The sequence below is a fragment of the Streptomyces luteoverticillatus genome, assembly GCF_003970715.1.
GTDB lineage: Bacteria > Actinomycetota > Actinomycetes > Streptomycetales > Streptomycetaceae > Streptomyces > Streptomyces abikoensis.
Window position 1 is genome coordinate 3,097,146 of record NZ_CP034587.1, and the last position, 14,709, is coordinate 3,111,854.

13 protein-coding genes are annotated in these 14,709 nt (G+C 72.5%); 5 read left to right on the forward strand and 8 right to left on the reverse strand.

Annotation, left to right across the window (positions count from 1 at the left end; translation table 11 throughout):
- Window positions 1-125: 125 nt before the first annotated feature.
- Window positions 126-929 (reverse strand): VOC family protein, encoded by an 804-nt coding sequence (locus EKH77_RS13380; RefSeq protein ID WP_126914620.1) that lies wholly within the window; start codon window positions 927-929, stop codon window positions 126-128.
- A gap of 314 nt (window positions 930-1,243) precedes the next feature.
- Between EKH77_RS13380 and EKH77_RS13385 the strand changes: the two genes are divergently transcribed.
- Window positions 1,244-1,891, forward strand: coding sequence for a TetR family transcriptional regulator (locus EKH77_RS13385; protein WP_126914621.1), 648 nt, complete (start codon window positions 1,244-1,246; stop codon window positions 1,889-1,891).
- 232 nt (window positions 1,892-2,123) lie between these two features.
- On the opposite strand, the gene EKH77_RS13390 is transcribed toward EKH77_RS13385, so the two are convergent.
- Window positions 2,124-2,609 (reverse strand): nitroreductase family deazaflavin-dependent oxidoreductase, encoded by a 486-nt coding sequence (locus EKH77_RS13390; RefSeq protein ID WP_126914622.1) that lies wholly within the window; start codon window positions 2,607-2,609, stop codon window positions 2,124-2,126.
- Entirely contained in the window at window positions 2,609-3,838 is a 1,230-nt protein-coding gene (locus EKH77_RS13395; protein WP_126914623.1) for an acyl-CoA dehydrogenase family protein, read from the reverse strand. Before EKH77_RS13395 ends, EKH77_RS13390 begins: the two co-directional genes overlap by 1 nt.
- A 98-nt stretch (window positions 3,839-3,936) precedes the next feature.
- Between EKH77_RS13395 and EKH77_RS13400 the strand changes: the two genes are divergently transcribed.
- Window positions 3,937-5,109, forward strand: a complete 1,173-nt coding sequence (locus tag EKH77_RS13400; RefSeq protein WP_126914624.1) for a thiolase C-terminal domain-containing protein — start codon at window positions 3,937-3,939, stop codon at window positions 5,107-5,109.
- A gap of 17 nt (window positions 5,110-5,126) precedes the next feature.
- Here EKH77_RS13400 and EKH77_RS13405 read toward each other — a convergent pair whose 3' ends face one another.
- Window positions 5,127-5,594 (reverse strand): Zn-ribbon domain-containing OB-fold protein, encoded by a 468-nt coding sequence (locus tag EKH77_RS13405; protein ID WP_126914625.1) that lies wholly within the window; start codon window positions 5,592-5,594, stop codon window positions 5,127-5,129.
- Between the two features lie 123 nt (window positions 5,595-5,717).
- Between EKH77_RS13405 and EKH77_RS13410 the strand changes: the two genes are divergently transcribed.
- From EKH77_RS13410 to EKH77_RS13420, 3 genes are all read left to right on the forward strand, one after another.
- Window positions 5,718-7,943, forward strand: a complete 2,226-nt coding sequence (locus tag EKH77_RS13410; RefSeq protein ID WP_126914626.1) for an acetate--CoA ligase family protein — start codon at window positions 5,718-5,720, stop codon at window positions 7,941-7,943.
- 73 nt (window positions 7,944-8,016) lie between these two features.
- Window positions 8,017-8,892 (forward strand): enoyl-CoA hydratase/isomerase family protein, encoded by an 876-nt coding sequence (locus EKH77_RS13415; protein ID WP_126914627.1) that lies wholly within the window; start codon window positions 8,017-8,019, stop codon window positions 8,890-8,892.
- A gap of 58 nt (window positions 8,893-8,950) precedes the next feature.
- Complete coding sequence (locus EKH77_RS13420) at window positions 8,951-9,628, forward strand: flavin reductase family protein (protein ID WP_240667345.1); 678 nt, start codon at window positions 8,951-8,953, stop codon at window positions 9,626-9,628.
- A 31-nt stretch (window positions 9,629-9,659) separates the two neighbouring features.
- On the opposite strand, the gene EKH77_RS13425 is transcribed toward EKH77_RS13420, so the two are convergent.
- The 4 genes from EKH77_RS13425 to EKH77_RS13440 form a co-directional block, all read right to left on the reverse strand.
- Entirely contained in the window at window positions 9,660-10,691 is a 1,032-nt protein-coding gene (locus EKH77_RS13425) for a hypothetical protein (protein WP_126914628.1), read from the reverse strand.
- A gap of 268 nt (window positions 10,692-10,959) precedes the next feature.
- Window positions 10,960-12,033: a Zn-dependent alcohol dehydrogenase gene (locus EKH77_RS13430; RefSeq protein ID WP_126914629.1), complete on the reverse strand. Its 1,074-nt coding sequence runs from the start codon at window positions 12,031-12,033 to the stop codon at window positions 10,960-10,962.
- Window positions 12,034-12,060: 27 nt separating this feature from the next.
- A complete protein-coding gene (locus EKH77_RS13435) occupies window positions 12,061-13,524 on the reverse strand; it encodes an aldehyde dehydrogenase family protein (protein WP_126914630.1) in 1,464 nt (487 codons plus the stop codon).
- The gene (locus EKH77_RS13440; protein WP_126914631.1) at window positions 13,521-14,708 is read right to left on the reverse strand and encodes an acyl-CoA dehydrogenase family protein; all 1,188 of its coding nucleotides are present in this window, start codon (window positions 14,706-14,708) and stop codon (window positions 13,521-13,523) included. Before EKH77_RS13440 ends, EKH77_RS13435 begins: the two co-directional genes overlap by 4 nt.
- Between the last annotated feature and the right edge of the window lies 1 nt (window position 14,709).

Consider the following 14,709-nt stretch of genomic DNA (forward strand, 5'->3'; position numbering starts at 1 on the left):
GGCGAAGCCCTCGGTTGCGAACCCGGGGCGCGCTTCGCCGTGTCTCCGCCATATGGGGCCATATCCCCCGCCATGCGGAACGACCCCTCTCACCTGCTGCTCCGCAGCGCTCCCGGGCCCGTCGGCTACCCCGGGCCCGGGTGCGCGACGTCGATCACCGCGAAGTCGGCACCCTGGTCGTCGGCGAGAACGGCGAACCGTCCGTACGGCGTGTCCTGCGGCTCCCTGCGCACCCGTCCGTGCAGCCGGAGCGCCTCGCGCACCACCGCGTCGCAGTCCTCGACGACGAAGTAGGCGAGGAAGTGCGCGGGCATCTCCCGGGGGAACCGCTCGTCCATGACGGCTCTGCCCGCGACCGCGTTCTCCGGGGTGCCCGGGGTTCCGGCGGGCGTCCAGACGGCGAAGTCGATGCCCGCCTCCTCGCTCACGTCGTGCGTGGTGAAACCGAAGACCGCCTCGTAGAAGGGGTCGACCGCCGGGGCGTCCCACGTGTACACCTCGGCCCAGCCGTACGAACCCGGCTCGCCACGCTTCTCGAAGCCCCGGTGGCTGCCGGCCTCCCATACCCCGAAGGCGGCCCCTCCGGGGTCGGCGGCCATCAGCATCGTGCCGAACGGGCCGATGGACATCGGGCCCATGAAAATCTGACCGCCGGCCGCCCTGATCCGGTTCGCGGTGACCGCCGCGTCCTGGGAGGCGAAATAGATCGACCAGGCCGTCGGGAACCGGCCGTCCGGCTTGGGCGCCAGCGCGGCGACGTTCTTCCCGTCGTGGAATGCCTGGGTGTAGTGCCCGTACTCGCCCCCGCTGTCCTCGAATGTCCAGCCGAGAAGTCCGCCGTAGAAGCGCTTGCCCGCTTCCACATCTGAGAGCATGGCGTCCGCCCAGCACGGCGCGCCTTCGCGGAATGCTTCCGTGGCTGCGCTCATGGTGCGGCTCCTTCCGCGCGGTCGGGTTCCGCGCGTGCGGGCGGGGGCGTCTGCTACGCGGAGTGTTCTGGCAGCCACGGTAGAGGCAGATCGCCGATCTCGCTCGGCCTGTGGATAACCGGAAATCGGAGCCGTCGGCTTCTCCGTCCACAGCTTGTTGATAGGACAATTCACCGGTACGGGCCAATCCGGTCCGGCTCTCCCATCACCCCTTCCAACACCGCCTGACCTGCGATTACATACCTTCGCGCACCCCTGCCCCCATTTGCATGCGGCCGAATCGCGCTCCGATCACCCCTCGGTAAGCTGACGGCATGACAGGACAAGTACGCACCGTCGACGGCCGCGTGGCCGGTCGGCGCGGTCAGGCGACGCGGCAGAAGCTGCTCGACTGCCTCAGCGAAATGCTCAGCTCCTCGCCCTACCGCGATGTCAAGGTCATCGATGTCGCCCGCCGGGCCGGCACTTCTCCGGCGACCTTCTACCAGTACTTCCCCGACGTCGAGGGCGCCGTCCTCGAAATCGCCGAGGAAATGGCGAAGGAAGGCGCGACGCTCACCGATCTCGTCGCGGGCCGTTCCTGGGTCGGCAAGTCCGGCTGGCAGGCGGCCGAAGAACTCGTCGACGGCTTCCTCGGCTTCTGGCGCAAACACGACGCGATCCTGCGTGTCGTGGACCTGGGCGCGGCCGAGGGCGACAAGCGGTTCTACAAGATCCGCATGAAGATCCTCAACGCCGTCACCAACTCCCTGACGGACTCCGTCAAGGAGCTCCAGTCCAAGGGGAAGGTGGACAAGGACCTCAACCCCGCGGCCGTCGCGGGCTCGCTCGTCGCCATGCTCGCCGCGGTGGCCTCGCACCAGAAGGGCTTCCAGAGCTGGGGAGTCAAGCAGGCCGAGCTCAAGCCGAACCTCGCGCTCATCGTCCACCTGGGCATCACCGGCAAGAAGCCGACCAAGTAGCGACCGCGCGCCCGACGCGGCCACCCGGCCCGGCGGCCACCCGGCCCGTCCGCGTGCCCCGCGCCGCGCCGCGTTCCCGCAGCGTGCGGGCACTTCGAACGTGCCGGCGCGTCACGGACGCCCGCCCTTCGCACGTCCTGTCATCGTGGCGGCGGGGCCGCCCGGGCCATCGAGCCCGGGCGGCCTCAGCCGTGCCGCATTCCCGCGAAGGGTCCCGGCGTCGCTGCCGCCGCTACCGCCGTTCCAGCCGGAAGAGCCGGATCTCCCGCTCCACGCGCGCCTGATAGCGCGCGTACGGCGGCCAGAACCTCACCACCGCCGACCACATGGCCCCCCGCTCCGCGCCCTTCAGCAGCCGCGCGCGCACCGGAATCTCCTGGCCCTTCCAGCTGATCACGACGTCCGGGTGCTTCAGCAGGTTGGCCGACCAGGCGGGATGCCCGGGGCGGCCGAAATTGCTGCCGACGAGGATCCAGGCACCGACTGTTCCGTCCTCGTCCTTCAGGGGCATGCACGCGAGCGGCGTCCTGCGGGGCAGGCCGCTCTTCGCCCCTGTGGAGGTCAGCAGACAGCTCGGCAGCAGGCGAGTGCTCAGCAGCACCTTGCCGCCCGTCAGCCGGTGCACCGCGCGGTCGAGCGACGGAACGACATGCGGAGCGAATCGCGCGAACGACCGGGTCGAGGAGATTCTCTGTACGAGGCGTTCGACCGTCGCCATCACAGCACCACCGTTTCCCTCTCTCCCGGAACGCCAAACGAACCTGTCGTGTCGAACAGCCCGGCCGTCTCGGCCGCCCGGGCCCGCAGCCGGTCCACCGGGCCGAACAGCAGCTCGTCCGAAGCCGCTCGTTTGAAGTACAGCTGTGCCTCGTGCTCCCAGGTCACCCCGATGCCGCCGTGCAACTGCACGGCCTCACCGGAGACCCTCCGGGCGGTCTCCAGCGCTTGCGCGAGCGCGAGACCGGCCGCGGCGGGCCGCCCGGACCACGCCGCGTAGTAGGCCGCCGAGCGGGCGGCCTCCACGGCGACGTACAGGTCCGCCAGCCGGTGCTTGACCGCCTGGAAGGAGCCGATCGGCCTGCCGAACTGTTCGCGCACGCGCGCGTACCCGACCGTTCGCTCCAACGCCCGGTCCGCCGCCCCCACCGCCTCGGCCGCGAGGACGGCGGCCACACCGGCGCCCACCTCGGCCGGCTCCCCCCGCACGCGGGAACCGGGCGGCCCGAGCGGCTCCGCCTCGACGTCCCGGAGCTCGACACGGGCCTGGGGGCGCGTCTCGTCCAGCGAGGTCAATCTGGTCCGCGTCACCCCGGAAGACGTCGCGGGCCGTACGACGAAGAGCAGGGTGCGGGCGTCGGCGTAGCCTCCCGTGCGCGCGGCGACCAGCAGCAGTCCCGCGCTGTGCCCGTCGAGCACCTGGGGGGCCTCCCCGTAGAGCCGCCAGCCGTCACCGGAACGCCGGGCCTGTACCCCGCCCGCCCGACCACCGCCCGCCCAGTCGCCGTCCCGCGAGCGGTCGCCGGGGCCCGGCCCGGTCAGCCCGAGCGCGGCCGGCAGCGTGCCGCGGGGGACGACGAGCGTCCCGGTCAGCTCGCCGGATGCCAGACGCGGCAGCAGGTCGCCCCGCTGCTCGCGCGTGCCCAGGGCGGCGATCAGTGGGACGGTCACGGCGGACGTGGCCAGCAGGGGCGAGGGCAGGAGCACCCGCCCGGTCTCCTCGCAGGCCAGAGCCAGCTCCAGAAGGCCGCAACCGGCCCCTCCGTACTGCCGCTCGACGGCCAGGCCGGGCAGCCCCGGCCGCTCGGCGAGCCGCCGCCACAGGTCCGTGTCATGACCGGCCGGGGTCAGCACCGCCGCCCTGACCTCGGACATGGCCGCGTGCTTGGCCAGCACCTCGCGCAACGTGCGGCGGATCTCTTCCTGTTCGTCACTGAACGCGGCATCCATCGGCAGAGCCACCTCCTGACTGACGAGGCGTCATATTAGAGAGAGCCGCAACGCTTTCCCAGACCGCATGGACATCTGCCTGATGTACCGTCAGATCCATGACTCCAGGCACGCGCAAGGTCGCTGTCGTCGGCGTCGCCCTCTCGGACTGCGGTCGTCTCGACGCGGTCACGCCCTACGCACTGCACGCCCAGGCCGCCCGCCGCGCCCTCGCCGACTCCGGGCTCGACAGATCCCTGATCGACGGCTTCGCCTCCGCCGGACTCGGCACGCTCGCACCCGTGGAGGTCGCGGAATACCTGGGGCTGCGGCCCTCCTGGGTGGACTCGACCTCGGTCGGCGGGGCGACCTGGGAGGTCATGGCCGCGCACGCCGCCGACGCCATCGCCCAGGGGCACGCCGAGGTCGTGCTCCTCGTCTACGGCTCCACCGCCCGCGCCGACATCAAGGCCGGCCGGCGCACCGCCGCCCTGTCCTTCGGCACGCGCGGCCCGGCCCAGTTCGAGGCACCGTACGGGCACACCCTCATCGCCAAGTACGCGATGGCCGCACGCCGCCATATGCACGAGTACGGCACCACGCTGGAACAGTTGGCGGACATCGCCGTTCAAACCCGCGCCAACGCCTTTCACAACCCGTACGCCCTGTACCGCTCCCCCCTCACGGTCGACGACGTCCTCGGCGGCCCGATGGTCGCCGATCCCTTCACCACGCTGCACTGCTGCGTACGCTCCGACGGAGGGTGCGCCGTCCTGCTGGCCGCCGAGGAGTACGTGCCGGACACGGCGAAGCCTCCGGTGTGGGTGCTGGGCACCGGAACCGCCGTCTCGCACGCGACGCTGTCCGCCTGGGAGGACTTCACCGTCACCCCGGCCGCGCTCTCCGGCCGGAAGGCCTTCGCACGCGCGGGCGTGACACCCCAGGAGATCGAGGTGGCGGAGCTCTACGACGCCTTCACCTATATGACCCTCGTGACGCTGGAGGACCTGGGCTTCTGCGCCAAGGGCGAGGGCGGCGCGTTCGCGGCGAAGGGCAGACTGACCATCGGCGGCGAGCTGCCCGTCAACACGGACGGCGGTGGCCTCTCCGCCTGCCACCCGGGCATGCGCGGCCTTTTCCTCCTGGTCGAGGCCGTACGGCAGCTGCGCGGCGAGGCGGAGGAGGGCCGCCAGGTACGCAGGGCCCACGGCCGTCCTCCCCGGCTCGCCGTCGCTTCGGGGACGGGGGGCTGGTTCTGCTCGTCGGGGACGATCGTCCTCGGCCGCGAATGACGCCCCCGGCCGACGGGCTACCCGCCCACCTCATCAGGCCCAGCCACCGCCTCCGGCCCCGCCGGCCCCTCCGGGCGGAAGACCGGCACCACCACCCCGGCGTCGGGCAGGCGCCGGTAGGCCACCCGCAGCCGCATGCCGATCCTCAGCTCCCCCTCCGGACAGTCGACCACCTCGGTCGTCATGCGCGGCCCCTCGTCCAGGTCGACCACGGCGGCCGTGTACGGCAGGCGCGAGCCGAAGGGCGGCAGGTCGTTCCGGTGGACGACGGACCAGGTGTAGAGCGTCGCGCCCCCGCCCGCCTCCTCCCAGCCGACGTCCGCGCTCCAGCAGTACGGGCAGAACTCCCGTGGGTAGTGGTGCGCCCGCCCGCACCCGGCAGCGTGGCAGCGGCGTATCAGCAGCCGCCCCTCGGCCGCGGCGTCCCAGTAGGGGCGCGCGAAGTCGTCGATCTCCGGCACATCCGCCCTCGCCGGTCGCGTCAAGGGGCGCTCCCTCCCTCCACGTTCCGATCGTTCCGGCGCACACCCTGTTCCTGATGAACCATCAGCTCAGTAATCTGACTTACCGTCAGCTTATCGGCCATTGAGCAGGAGTGGGCGAGAACGATGCTCGGATCTACTCACGGCACACTCACCACCACCTCCCGTCCCGCCCGGGTGACGGCCTGCGGCCGCCACCCCGGCCCTGCTGTCCATGGCACGACCACCACCGCCGAGGACACCGACGTCAGCGGACGCCCCCTCTCCTCGGACGTCCCCGACCTCGACCGCCTCTTCCACCCCCGGACCATGGCCGTCATCGGCGCCTCCGAGACCGAGGGCAAGCCCAACACCACCATCACCCGCCAACTCATCGACTGGGCCGAGCGCGTCGGCGCCCGCGTCCACCCCGTGCACCCCACCCGTACGACCGTGTTCGGCCTCCCCTGCCACGCCTCCGTCCGCGACCTCCCCGAGCGGGTCGACCTCGCCGTCCTGCTCGTCGGCGACCCGGCCCCCGTGCTCGAGGAACTCAGGGAGGTCCGGGCCCGGTTCGTCGTCGTCTTCGCCTCCGGCTTCGCCGAGACGGGCGCCGAGGGCGCCACCGCCCAGACCCGGCTCACCGCCGCGCTCCAGGGCTCCGGCACCCGGCTGCTCGGCCCGAACACCAACCTGAACGCCTTCGAGCGCTTCCGCGACGACCTCGACGGCCCCGCCATCGCCCTGATCACCCAGTCAGGCCACCAGGGGCGGCCCGTCTTCGCCCTCCAGGAGCTGGGCATCCGGCTCTCCCACTGGGCGCCGACCGGCAACGAGGCGGACCTGGAGTGCGCCGACTTCCTCTCCTACTTCGCCACCCGGCCCGAGGTCGGCGCCATCGCCGCCTATGTGGAAGGGCTCAAGGACGGCCGCGCGTTCCTGCTCGCCGCCGACCGGGCCGCCCGCCACAAGGTGCCCGTGGTCATGGTGAAGGTCGGCCGGACCGAGACGGGCGCCCGCACCGCCGCCACCCACACCGGCAAGCTCACCGGCGCGGACGACGTGGTGGACGCGGCCATGCGGCAGTACGGCGTGATCCGCGTGAACGGCCTGGACGAGCTCCAGGACACCGCGGCCCTCCTCGCCCGCGCCCGCCCGCCGCGCGCCCAGGGCGTCGCCGTGTATTCGATCTCCGGTGGCACGGGAGCCCACTTCGCCGACCTCGCCTCCGCGGCCGGCCTCGACCTCCCCGTCCTGTCCGCCGCGAAGCAGAACGAACTCCACCAGTGGATCCCCGGCTATCTGAGCGTGGCCAACCCCGTCGACAACGGCGGCCATCCCGTCGGCGACTGGCGCGGCCGGAAGATCATCGACGCGGTCCTCGCCGACCCGTCCGTCGGCGTGCTCGTCTGCCCGATCACCGGCCCCTTCCCGCCCCTGAGCGACCGCCTCGCACGGGACCTCGTGGACGCGGCCGAGAAGACCGACAAACTCATATGCGTGGTGTGGGGCTCGCCCGTCGGCACCGAGGACGCCTATCGCACCACCCTCCTCGGCTCCTCGCGCGTGGCCATCTTCCGCACGTTCGCCAACTGCGTCACCGCCGTCCGCGCCTACCTGGACCACCACCGCTTCACCGACGGCTACCGTTCCCCCTTCGACGACGCCCCGCGCACCCTGTCCCCGTCCGCCCGCAAGGCGCGGGCGCTGCTGCGCCCGGGCGAGCAGCTGAGCGAGCACGCGGCGAAGCAGCTCCTGCGCGCGTACGGCATACGCGTGCCCCGGGAACAGCTGGTGACCAGCGCCGCCGCGGCCGTCCGGGCGGCCGGCCAGATCGGCTATCCCGTGGTCATGAAGGCCTCGGGGCCGCGACTCGGCCACAAGTCGGAGCTCGGCCTGGTGCGGATCGGGCTGACCTCGGCCAGCCAGGTCCGCGACACCTATCGGGAGCTGACCGAGATCGCCCGATACGAGGAACTGCCGCTGGACGGGGTGCTCGTCTGCCAGCTCGTCGGCCAGGGCGTCGAGATGACCGTCGGCATCACCCACGACCCGCTCTTCGGCCCCACCGTGACCGTGGGCCTGGGCGGCGTCCTGGTGGAAGTCCTGGACGACACGGCCGTACGCGTGCCGCCGTTCGGCGAGGACCACGCGCGGGCCATGCTCGGCGAACTGCGCGGACGCGCCTTGCTGGACGGCGTCCGGGGGGCTCCCCCGACCGACGTGGACGCCCTCGTCGAGACCGTCCTGCGCGTCCAGCGCATGGCCCTGGAGCTGGGCGACGGCCTCGCCGGACTGGACGTGAACCCGCTCGTGGTGCTGGAGCGCGGCCAGGGCGCCGTGGCCCTCGACGCGCTGGCCGTCTGCCGCTGAGGCACCGGGCACCCCCGCCGCACCCCGCGCGGCCGGGCCGCGCCCGGCCGCCCGTAGGACAAGGAGCTCCCCCATGACGTTCTCCCCCCGTGAGACATCCCCCGGGCCCGGTGGACGCGGCGAACCGGACGGGTCCGCCGCGTCCACCGGATCCGCTGAGTCATTGGTACTGCACACCACTGACAACGGGGTGGCGTGGCTGACCCTCAACCGGCCCCAGGCCCTCAACGCCATCACCCCTGACCAGCGCGAACACCTGATTTCCCAGTTCGCGCGGGCCTCGGCCGACCCGGCCGTCCGGGCCGTGGTCCTCACCGGCACAGGCCCGGGTTTCTGCGCGGGCGCCGACCTGCGGACGGTGCCGGGAACAGCCCTCACCGACCGCGCCCCCGGCGATGTGGCCCGGACGATCCGGGACGGCGCCCAGCGGCTCATCGGCGCGGTGCTGGACTGCGAGAAGCCCGTGATCGCCGCCGTGAACGGCACGGCCGCCGGGCTGGGCGCGCATCTCGCGTTCGCCTGCGACCTGGTCCTGGCGGCGGAATCGGCCCGTTTCCTCGAGGTGTTCGTGCGCCGGGGCCTGGTCCCCGACGGCGGCGGCGCGTACCTGCTGGCCCGCCTCGTGGGTCCGCGCCGGGCGAAGGAGCTGATGTTCTTCGGCGACGCGCTCTCCGCCACCGAGGCGGAACGCTTCGGCCTGGTCAACCGCGTCGTCGCGGACAAGGAGCTGGACGAGATGGCACGGTCGTGGGCCCGGCGTCTCGCCGACGGCCCGACCCGTGCCCTCGCCCTGACGAAACAGCTGGTCAACGCCTCGCTCGACGCCGATCGCGGCACGGCGTTCGCCGCCGAGGCAGCCGCGCAGGAGATCAACGCCACGACGGCGGACGCGGCCGAGGGTCTCGTCGCCTTCCTCGAACGCCGGAGCCCCGCGTTCCGGGGACGGTGACCGCCATGGCCGCCGGCTCCCGCGCACGGGGTACCGATCTCACACACCATCAGTTTCAATGGGGGCCATGATGGGACACGCCGGTATGGCGGACGTCGCCCTGCGCTATCTGCGATCGGCCGGCTCGCCCGCCCCGGCCGCCCCGCGCCTTCCCCCGCTCCCCCGCCCGGCCTTGCGAGCCGTACGAGCGGACGAGCCTCCTCCGCCGAATACGGAGGACTTCCGGACGGTGCTGGGGCATTTCGCCAGCGGAGTCACCGTGATCACGGCGCCCGGAGCGGACGGCGAGCCTCCGGCGGGTTTCGCCTGTCAGTCGTTCGCCTCGCTGTCCCTCGACCCGCCCCTGGTCGTCTTCATGGTGGGCCGTATGTCCACGACCTGGCCCCGCGTGGCCCGCGCGGGGGTCTTCTGCGTCAACATCCTGGGCTCCGGGCAAGGAACGCTCTGCCGAGGTTTCGCGGTGAGCGGCGCGCAAACGGCCGACAAGTTCGCCGGAGTTGCTTACACGCCCGCTCCGGCGACCGGTTCGCCCAGGATCGAGGGCGTGCCCGCCTGGGTCGACTGCGTGATCCACGCGGTGCACACGGCCGGGGACCACCTCATCGTCGTGGGGCGTGTGGCGGCCCTGGGGGCGGATGAGAACGCGGCGAGCGCAGGCCCCCTGCTGTTCCACCGGAGCGGCTTCGGCACCTTCGACGCGTTCGGGACGTACGACGAGCGGGCGCCCCGCCCCTGACGGGCGCGTCCGCCCCGTCCCGCCCCCGCGGTCACTTCTCCCTGTGCCTGCTCTTGTGCTTGACCACCTTCGTCAGCACATAGCGCTTGCCGGAGCCCGGCTTGCCGATCTCGTGGAAGATCCGCGGCTCCTTCTCCGTACCGATGACGCTCCAGTCGCGGGACAGCTCGCAGGAGCTGATCCGCATGGAGACACCCTGTACCCGGCCACCGTCCTTGACCGGTGTCCAGGTGCCGGAGCCGTCGCAGTCCTTGGGCCGGTCCTTGCCCGTGCCGTCCCAGATGAAGTTGTCGAGCCCCTCGGCGATCGCGTTGCCGTCCGAGTCCAGCTTGACCGTGCCGCCGCGGCCGTCCGTCCAGGTGCCGGCGAGGTCCGACCTGGTCAGGCGCGGCGGCTCGTACACGCTCACCAGGCCCGTGCCGTACGCCCCCGCGCCGAGCGCGCCGACGACCAGCCAGGCCAGCAGTCCGTCACGCGTCACCCGGCGGGCCACGCTGCCGGACCGGCTTTCACGGACCCTGCGGGCGGCCGCCCGGCCCGCCAAGGCGGCGGGTACCAGTACGACCGTGAGGGCACCCCACCAGATGGGGTAGCTGAGCGGCCGCGCCAGGGAGAGGCTGCCGAGCGCGGCCACTCCGCCGAACACGACGACGGCCGCCGCGGCGACGGCGGTCGCGGCCCCGGCGGTCCACAGCGCGCTGTCGCTCCGCTTCCGGGCGCGTGCCGTCCGCCGGGCCAGCGTCAACGTGGGCATGACGGCGGCGGCGGTGACGAAGCCACTGAGCAGCACGGTCAGCAGTAGGGCGCCGAGGGCCACGGCGGCGATCAGGACGGGTCCGTTGGGGAGCCCGTCGTGCTCCCGGGAGAGAAGGACGAGCACACCGGCCGTCGCGGCGACGACGATCTCCGCGCAGAGCGTGGCCATCGAGGCGCAGAACGCGGCGCCGAACCCGTCGTCGCGCGGCGCCCGGTGCGGCGCTTCGCAGCACGGCCCGGACGCGGCGTCCATCGCCTCGTCCGGTGCCTCTTCCGCTATCGGGTGCGGCTCAGCCTGCTGTGTCATGTCAGCCCCTCTCTCCAAGAATGATTCCCCCAGAGGCCGCGAGGTTCCGTTCCGGCCGGTGCGGGACCACGCCCGTCCCGCCGGTCCGCCGGCGGGAGGCCCGGTCACGCCACCGCGTCGGCGGCGGCCGACGGCGGACCATTCTTACCGAATGGTCCGGCTTGACCTGAATCCGGGCCTGAACGGCACGAAAGGCACAGGCCAAGCCCACACTCAGGCGACGGCCCGCGCAAGACCCACGACGGGGATCACATGGAGGACGACCGGCTCACCGGTCGAAGGAGAGGACGCCCCGGGCCACCGCATGGTTGTTCATGTCGTCCATGGCCTGCGCGAACTCCTCGACAGGGCGGATCCGGCCGACGAGTTCGTCGAGCATCAGGCGCCCCTCCCGGTACAGCCGGGCGTAGAGCGCGATGTCGTGCTGCGGCCGGGACGAGCCGTAACGGCAGCCCAGAATCGACTTGTCCAGATAGAGGGACGAGACCGGGAACGACGCCTCCGCGCCGAGGGGCGGCACGCCCAGGAGGACCGCCTGGCCATGCCGCCCGAGAAGATCCACCGCCTGCCGGACGAGCCTGACGTCACCGACGCATTCGAAGGCGTGGTCGGCTCCGGCGGGCAGAACCTCCCGGACGGCGGCGAGGACGTCACGGCCGGCGGAGGCGTGGACGAAGTGCGTGGCGCCGAGGAGCCGGGCCGTCTTCTCCTTCTCGGGATTCGCGTCGACGGCGACGATCGGGACGGCACCGGCGATCCGGGCCCCCTGCAGCACGTTGAGGCCGACCCCGCCCGCCCCGATGACGAGGACGGACTCGCCCTGGCCCACGCGCGCGCGGTTGAGGACCGCGCCGACACCGGTCAGGACTCCGCAGCCGAGGAGCGCCGCCGGGACCAGCGGGACGTCGTCGGGGATCCTGACGGCCTGGACGGCCTTGACGACCGTCCGCTCGGCGAAGACGGACGTGGCCGCGAAGTGGAACAGCTTCTCCCCGTTCCGCCGGAAGGGTCTGCCGGGCCTGCCGAAGGCGGCGCGGCACATGGCCGGCCGGCCCCGGTCGCAGTCGGCGCAGGCGCCGCAGGAGGCCAGAGTGGACAGGGCGACGTGATCGCCGGGTGAGACGTGTGCGACTCCCGGCCCTACGGCCTCGACCACGCCCGCGCCCTCGTGCCCGAGGACCACGGGGAGGGGATGCGGGATGGTTCCGTCGACGACCGCGAGGTCGCTGTGGCAGAGACCGGCCGCGGCGACGGCGACGAGCACCTCGCCGGGGCCCGGGTCCCGTACCTCCAGGTCGTCGACGAAACGCGGCCGCTCGCCGTCGAAGATGACGCCTCTCATCGGTGGTGATCCTCTCCGGGGCAGGGCTCAGGACGGCCAGACGACCGACTGGAGTTCGCTGTACGCGTCGAGGGCGAACGAGCCGCCGTCGCGGCCGATCCCGCTCTCCTTGAACCCGCCGAAGGGCGTCTCGGGATGCCGCTGGACGGTGTTCACGCCGACGTTCCCGCTGCGGAGCCGGGCGGCAAGGGCCCAGGCACTGCCGGCGTCGGCGCTGAAGACGTAGTCGTGGAGGCCGTATGCGGTGCCGTTGGCGATACGGACCGCCTCGTCCTCGTCATCGAAGACGAGCACGACCACGACGGGTCCGAAGATCTCCTCGCGGGCGACGGCCATGTCGGGGGTGACGTCGGTGATGAGGGTGGGGGCCACGTAGAAGCCCGGGCGGACGGCGGGGCGCGTGCCGCCGACGACGATGCGGGCGCCCTGGTCACGGGCCTGGGCGATGTGGGCCTCGACGCGATCGCGCTGCTCGGCGGAGATCAACGGGCCCACGGTCGTGGAGTTATCCACAGGGTCCCCGACGATCAGCGACCCGGCGTAGTGTCTGAGACCGGCGACGACCCGCTCGTACAACGACCGGTGGACGAGTACGCGGGTCGGCGCCGTGCAGATCTGCCCACTGTGGAAGGACCAGACCGAACCGACCGCCCCGACCGCCGACTTGATCACCGCTTCGTCGGCGTCCTCCAGGACGATGGCCGCGCCCTTGCCGCCCAGCTCCATCAGGGTGCGCTTCATCGACCTCCCCGCGGCCTCGGCGATCTTCTTTCCCACCGCGCTGGAACCGGTGAAGCTGATCATGTCGACGCCGGGGTGCGCCACGAGCGCCTCCCCGGCTCCCGTGCCAGAGCCGGTGACCACGTTGAACACCCCGTCGGGAAGCCCGGCTTCACGGCACAGCGGGCCCAGCTCCAGGCAGCAGAGCGGGTCCTGCGGCGCCGGCTTCGCGACGACCGTGTTGCCCATGGCCAGGGCGGGCGCGACCTTGCCCGCGAGATTGACGAGAGGGAAGTTGTAGGAGGTGATACAGCCGACGACGCCCACGGGGCGGCGCACCGCGGCGGCGCCGAGCAGGCCGCCGGGTGCGAGGGGGCTCGCCCTGACGGGGCGTGGCGCGAGCGGGACGACGTGCGGTTCCGTCGCGCCCCGCGCGTACCGGTGGAAGCGTTCGGCGGCGGTGGGAAGTTGCATGGCCGAGGTGATGCGTGTCGTCGAGCCGGTCTCGGCCTGGAGGAGGGGCGCGAGCTCCTCGCTCCGCTCGGTGATCAGATCAGCGATCCGGTCCAGTACGGCCGCGCGCTCGCGCGGACGCGTACGGGACCAGCCGTCCTGCGCGGCCCGCGCGGCGGCCACGGCGTCGGCGACTTCGGCGGGAGTCGACTCCGGGGCCTCCCCGACGACCTTCTCGGTCGCCGGATTGACAACTGGATAGTGCCCTTTTTCCGGCGCGCGCCAGGCGCCGGCGATCCAGTGCCCGTACTCCGTCATGTCCGTGCCTCCTTGGGCAGACCGAGTACGCGCTCGGCGATGATGTTGCGCTGGATCTCGTCCGAGCCGCCGTAGATGGTGTCGGCTCGGCTGAAGAGGAACAGGCGTTGCAGGGTGTCCAGCCGGTACGGGCTGTCGGCGCTCCAGGGGTCCGGCCCCAGGGCGGCGGGGGCGCCGCGCACTCGCATCGCCAGTTCACCGAGCCGCTGGTGCCAGCCGCCCCACAGCAGCTTGGCGACGCTGGGCGCCCCGGGGGTGTCCGCGGCCCCCAGGGTCCGCAGGGCGTTCCAGCGCATGACCTGGAGTTCGGCCCATTGCCGTACGAGCTGGTCCCGTACCGCCGGCTCCTCTGCGGCGCCGGTCTCCACGGCCAGGCGGACCACTCGCGCCAGTTCGGCCGCGAAGCCGATCTGCTGGACGAGGGTGGACACTCCGCGTTCCCTGGCGAGGAGCCCCAGGGCGACCCGCCAGCCGTCGCCCTCCCTGCCGACGAGGTGTTCGGCACGGGCCTCGGCGCCGTCGAAGAACACCTCGTTGAAGTCGGAGGTCCCGGTCAGCTGGCGGATCGGGCGGACCTCGACGCGGCCGGGCTGGTCCATCGGCACGAGGAGGAAGGAGAGTCCGTGATGGCGCCGTGAGCCCTTGGTGGTGCGTGCGAGGACGAAGCACCAGTCGGCCTCGTGGGCGAGAGAGGTCCAGATCTTCTGCCCGTCGATCCGGTAGACGCGGCCGCCGTCGGCGCGTGTGGCGGTGGTCCGGACACCGGCGAGGTCCGAGCCCGCGCCGGGTTCGCTGTAGCCCTGGCACCAGATCTCCTCACCGCGGGCGATGGCGGGGAGGAAGCGGGCGCACTGGGCGTCGTCGCCGTGGGCGAGGAGGGTGGGCGCCAGGAGGTTCTCGCCCAGGTGGCCGAGGCGGGCAGGCGCTCCGGCGCGGGCGTATTCCTCGGCCCAGACGACCTGCCGGGTCAGGGTGGCCGTGCGGTTGCCGTGGGTGCCGCGGTGGGGGCTCCAGCCGAGGCCGATCCAGCCGCCGGTGCCGAGTTCGCGTTCCCACGCGCGGCCGGGCGCGGGGTGCCCGTCGTCGTCCTGGTGCCGGGCCGTGTGTCCGGGCAGATGCTCGGCCAGCCAGGTCCGGGCCTCCTGGCGGAAGGCCTCGTCCTCCGGCCCGAATGCGAAGTCCATG

Bases quoted from the DNA above. Each gene is read 5' to 3' on its own strand.
- EKH77_RS13380 (WP_126914620.1), bottom strand. From the start codon at position 929: ATGAGCGCAGCCACGGAAGCATTCCGCGAAGGCGCGCCGTGCTGGGCG.
- EKH77_RS13385 (WP_126914621.1), top strand. From the start codon at position 1,244: ATGACAGGACAAGTACGCACCGTCGACGGCCGCGTGGCCGGTCGGCGC.
- EKH77_RS13390 (WP_126914622.1), bottom strand. From the start codon at position 2,609: ATGGCGACGGTCGAACGCCTCGTACAGAGAATCTCCTCGACCCGGTCG.
- EKH77_RS13395 (WP_126914623.1), bottom strand. From the start codon at position 3,838: ATGGATGCCGCGTTCAGTGACGAACAGGAAGAGATCCGCCGCACGTTG.
- EKH77_RS13400 (WP_126914624.1), top strand. From the start codon at position 3,937: ATGACTCCAGGCACGCGCAAGGTCGCTGTCGTCGGCGTCGCCCTCTCG.
- EKH77_RS13410 (WP_126914626.1), top strand. From the start codon at position 5,718: ATGCTCGGATCTACTCACGGCACACTCACCACCACCTCCCGTCCCGCC.
- EKH77_RS13415 (WP_126914627.1), top strand. From the start codon at position 8,017: ATGACGTTCTCCCCCCGTGAGACATCCCCCGGGCCCGGTGGACGCGGC.
- EKH77_RS13420 (WP_240667345.1), top strand. From the start codon at position 8,951: ATGGGGGCCATGATGGGACACGCCGGTATGGCGGACGTCGCCCTGCGC.
- EKH77_RS13425 (WP_126914628.1), bottom strand. From the start codon at position 10,691: ATGACACAGCAGGCTGAGCCGCACCCGATAGCGGAAGAGGCACCGGAC.
- EKH77_RS13430 (WP_126914629.1), bottom strand. From the start codon at position 12,033: ATGAGAGGCGTCATCTTCGACGGCGAGCGGCCGCGTTTCGTCGACGAC.
- EKH77_RS13435 (WP_126914630.1), bottom strand. From the start codon at position 13,524: ATGACGGAGTACGGGCACTGGATCGCCGGCGCCTGGCGCGCGCCGGAA.
- EKH77_RS13440 (WP_126914631.1), bottom strand. From the start codon at position 14,708: ATGGACTTCGCATTCGGGCCGGAGGACGAGGCCTTCCGCCAGGAGGCC.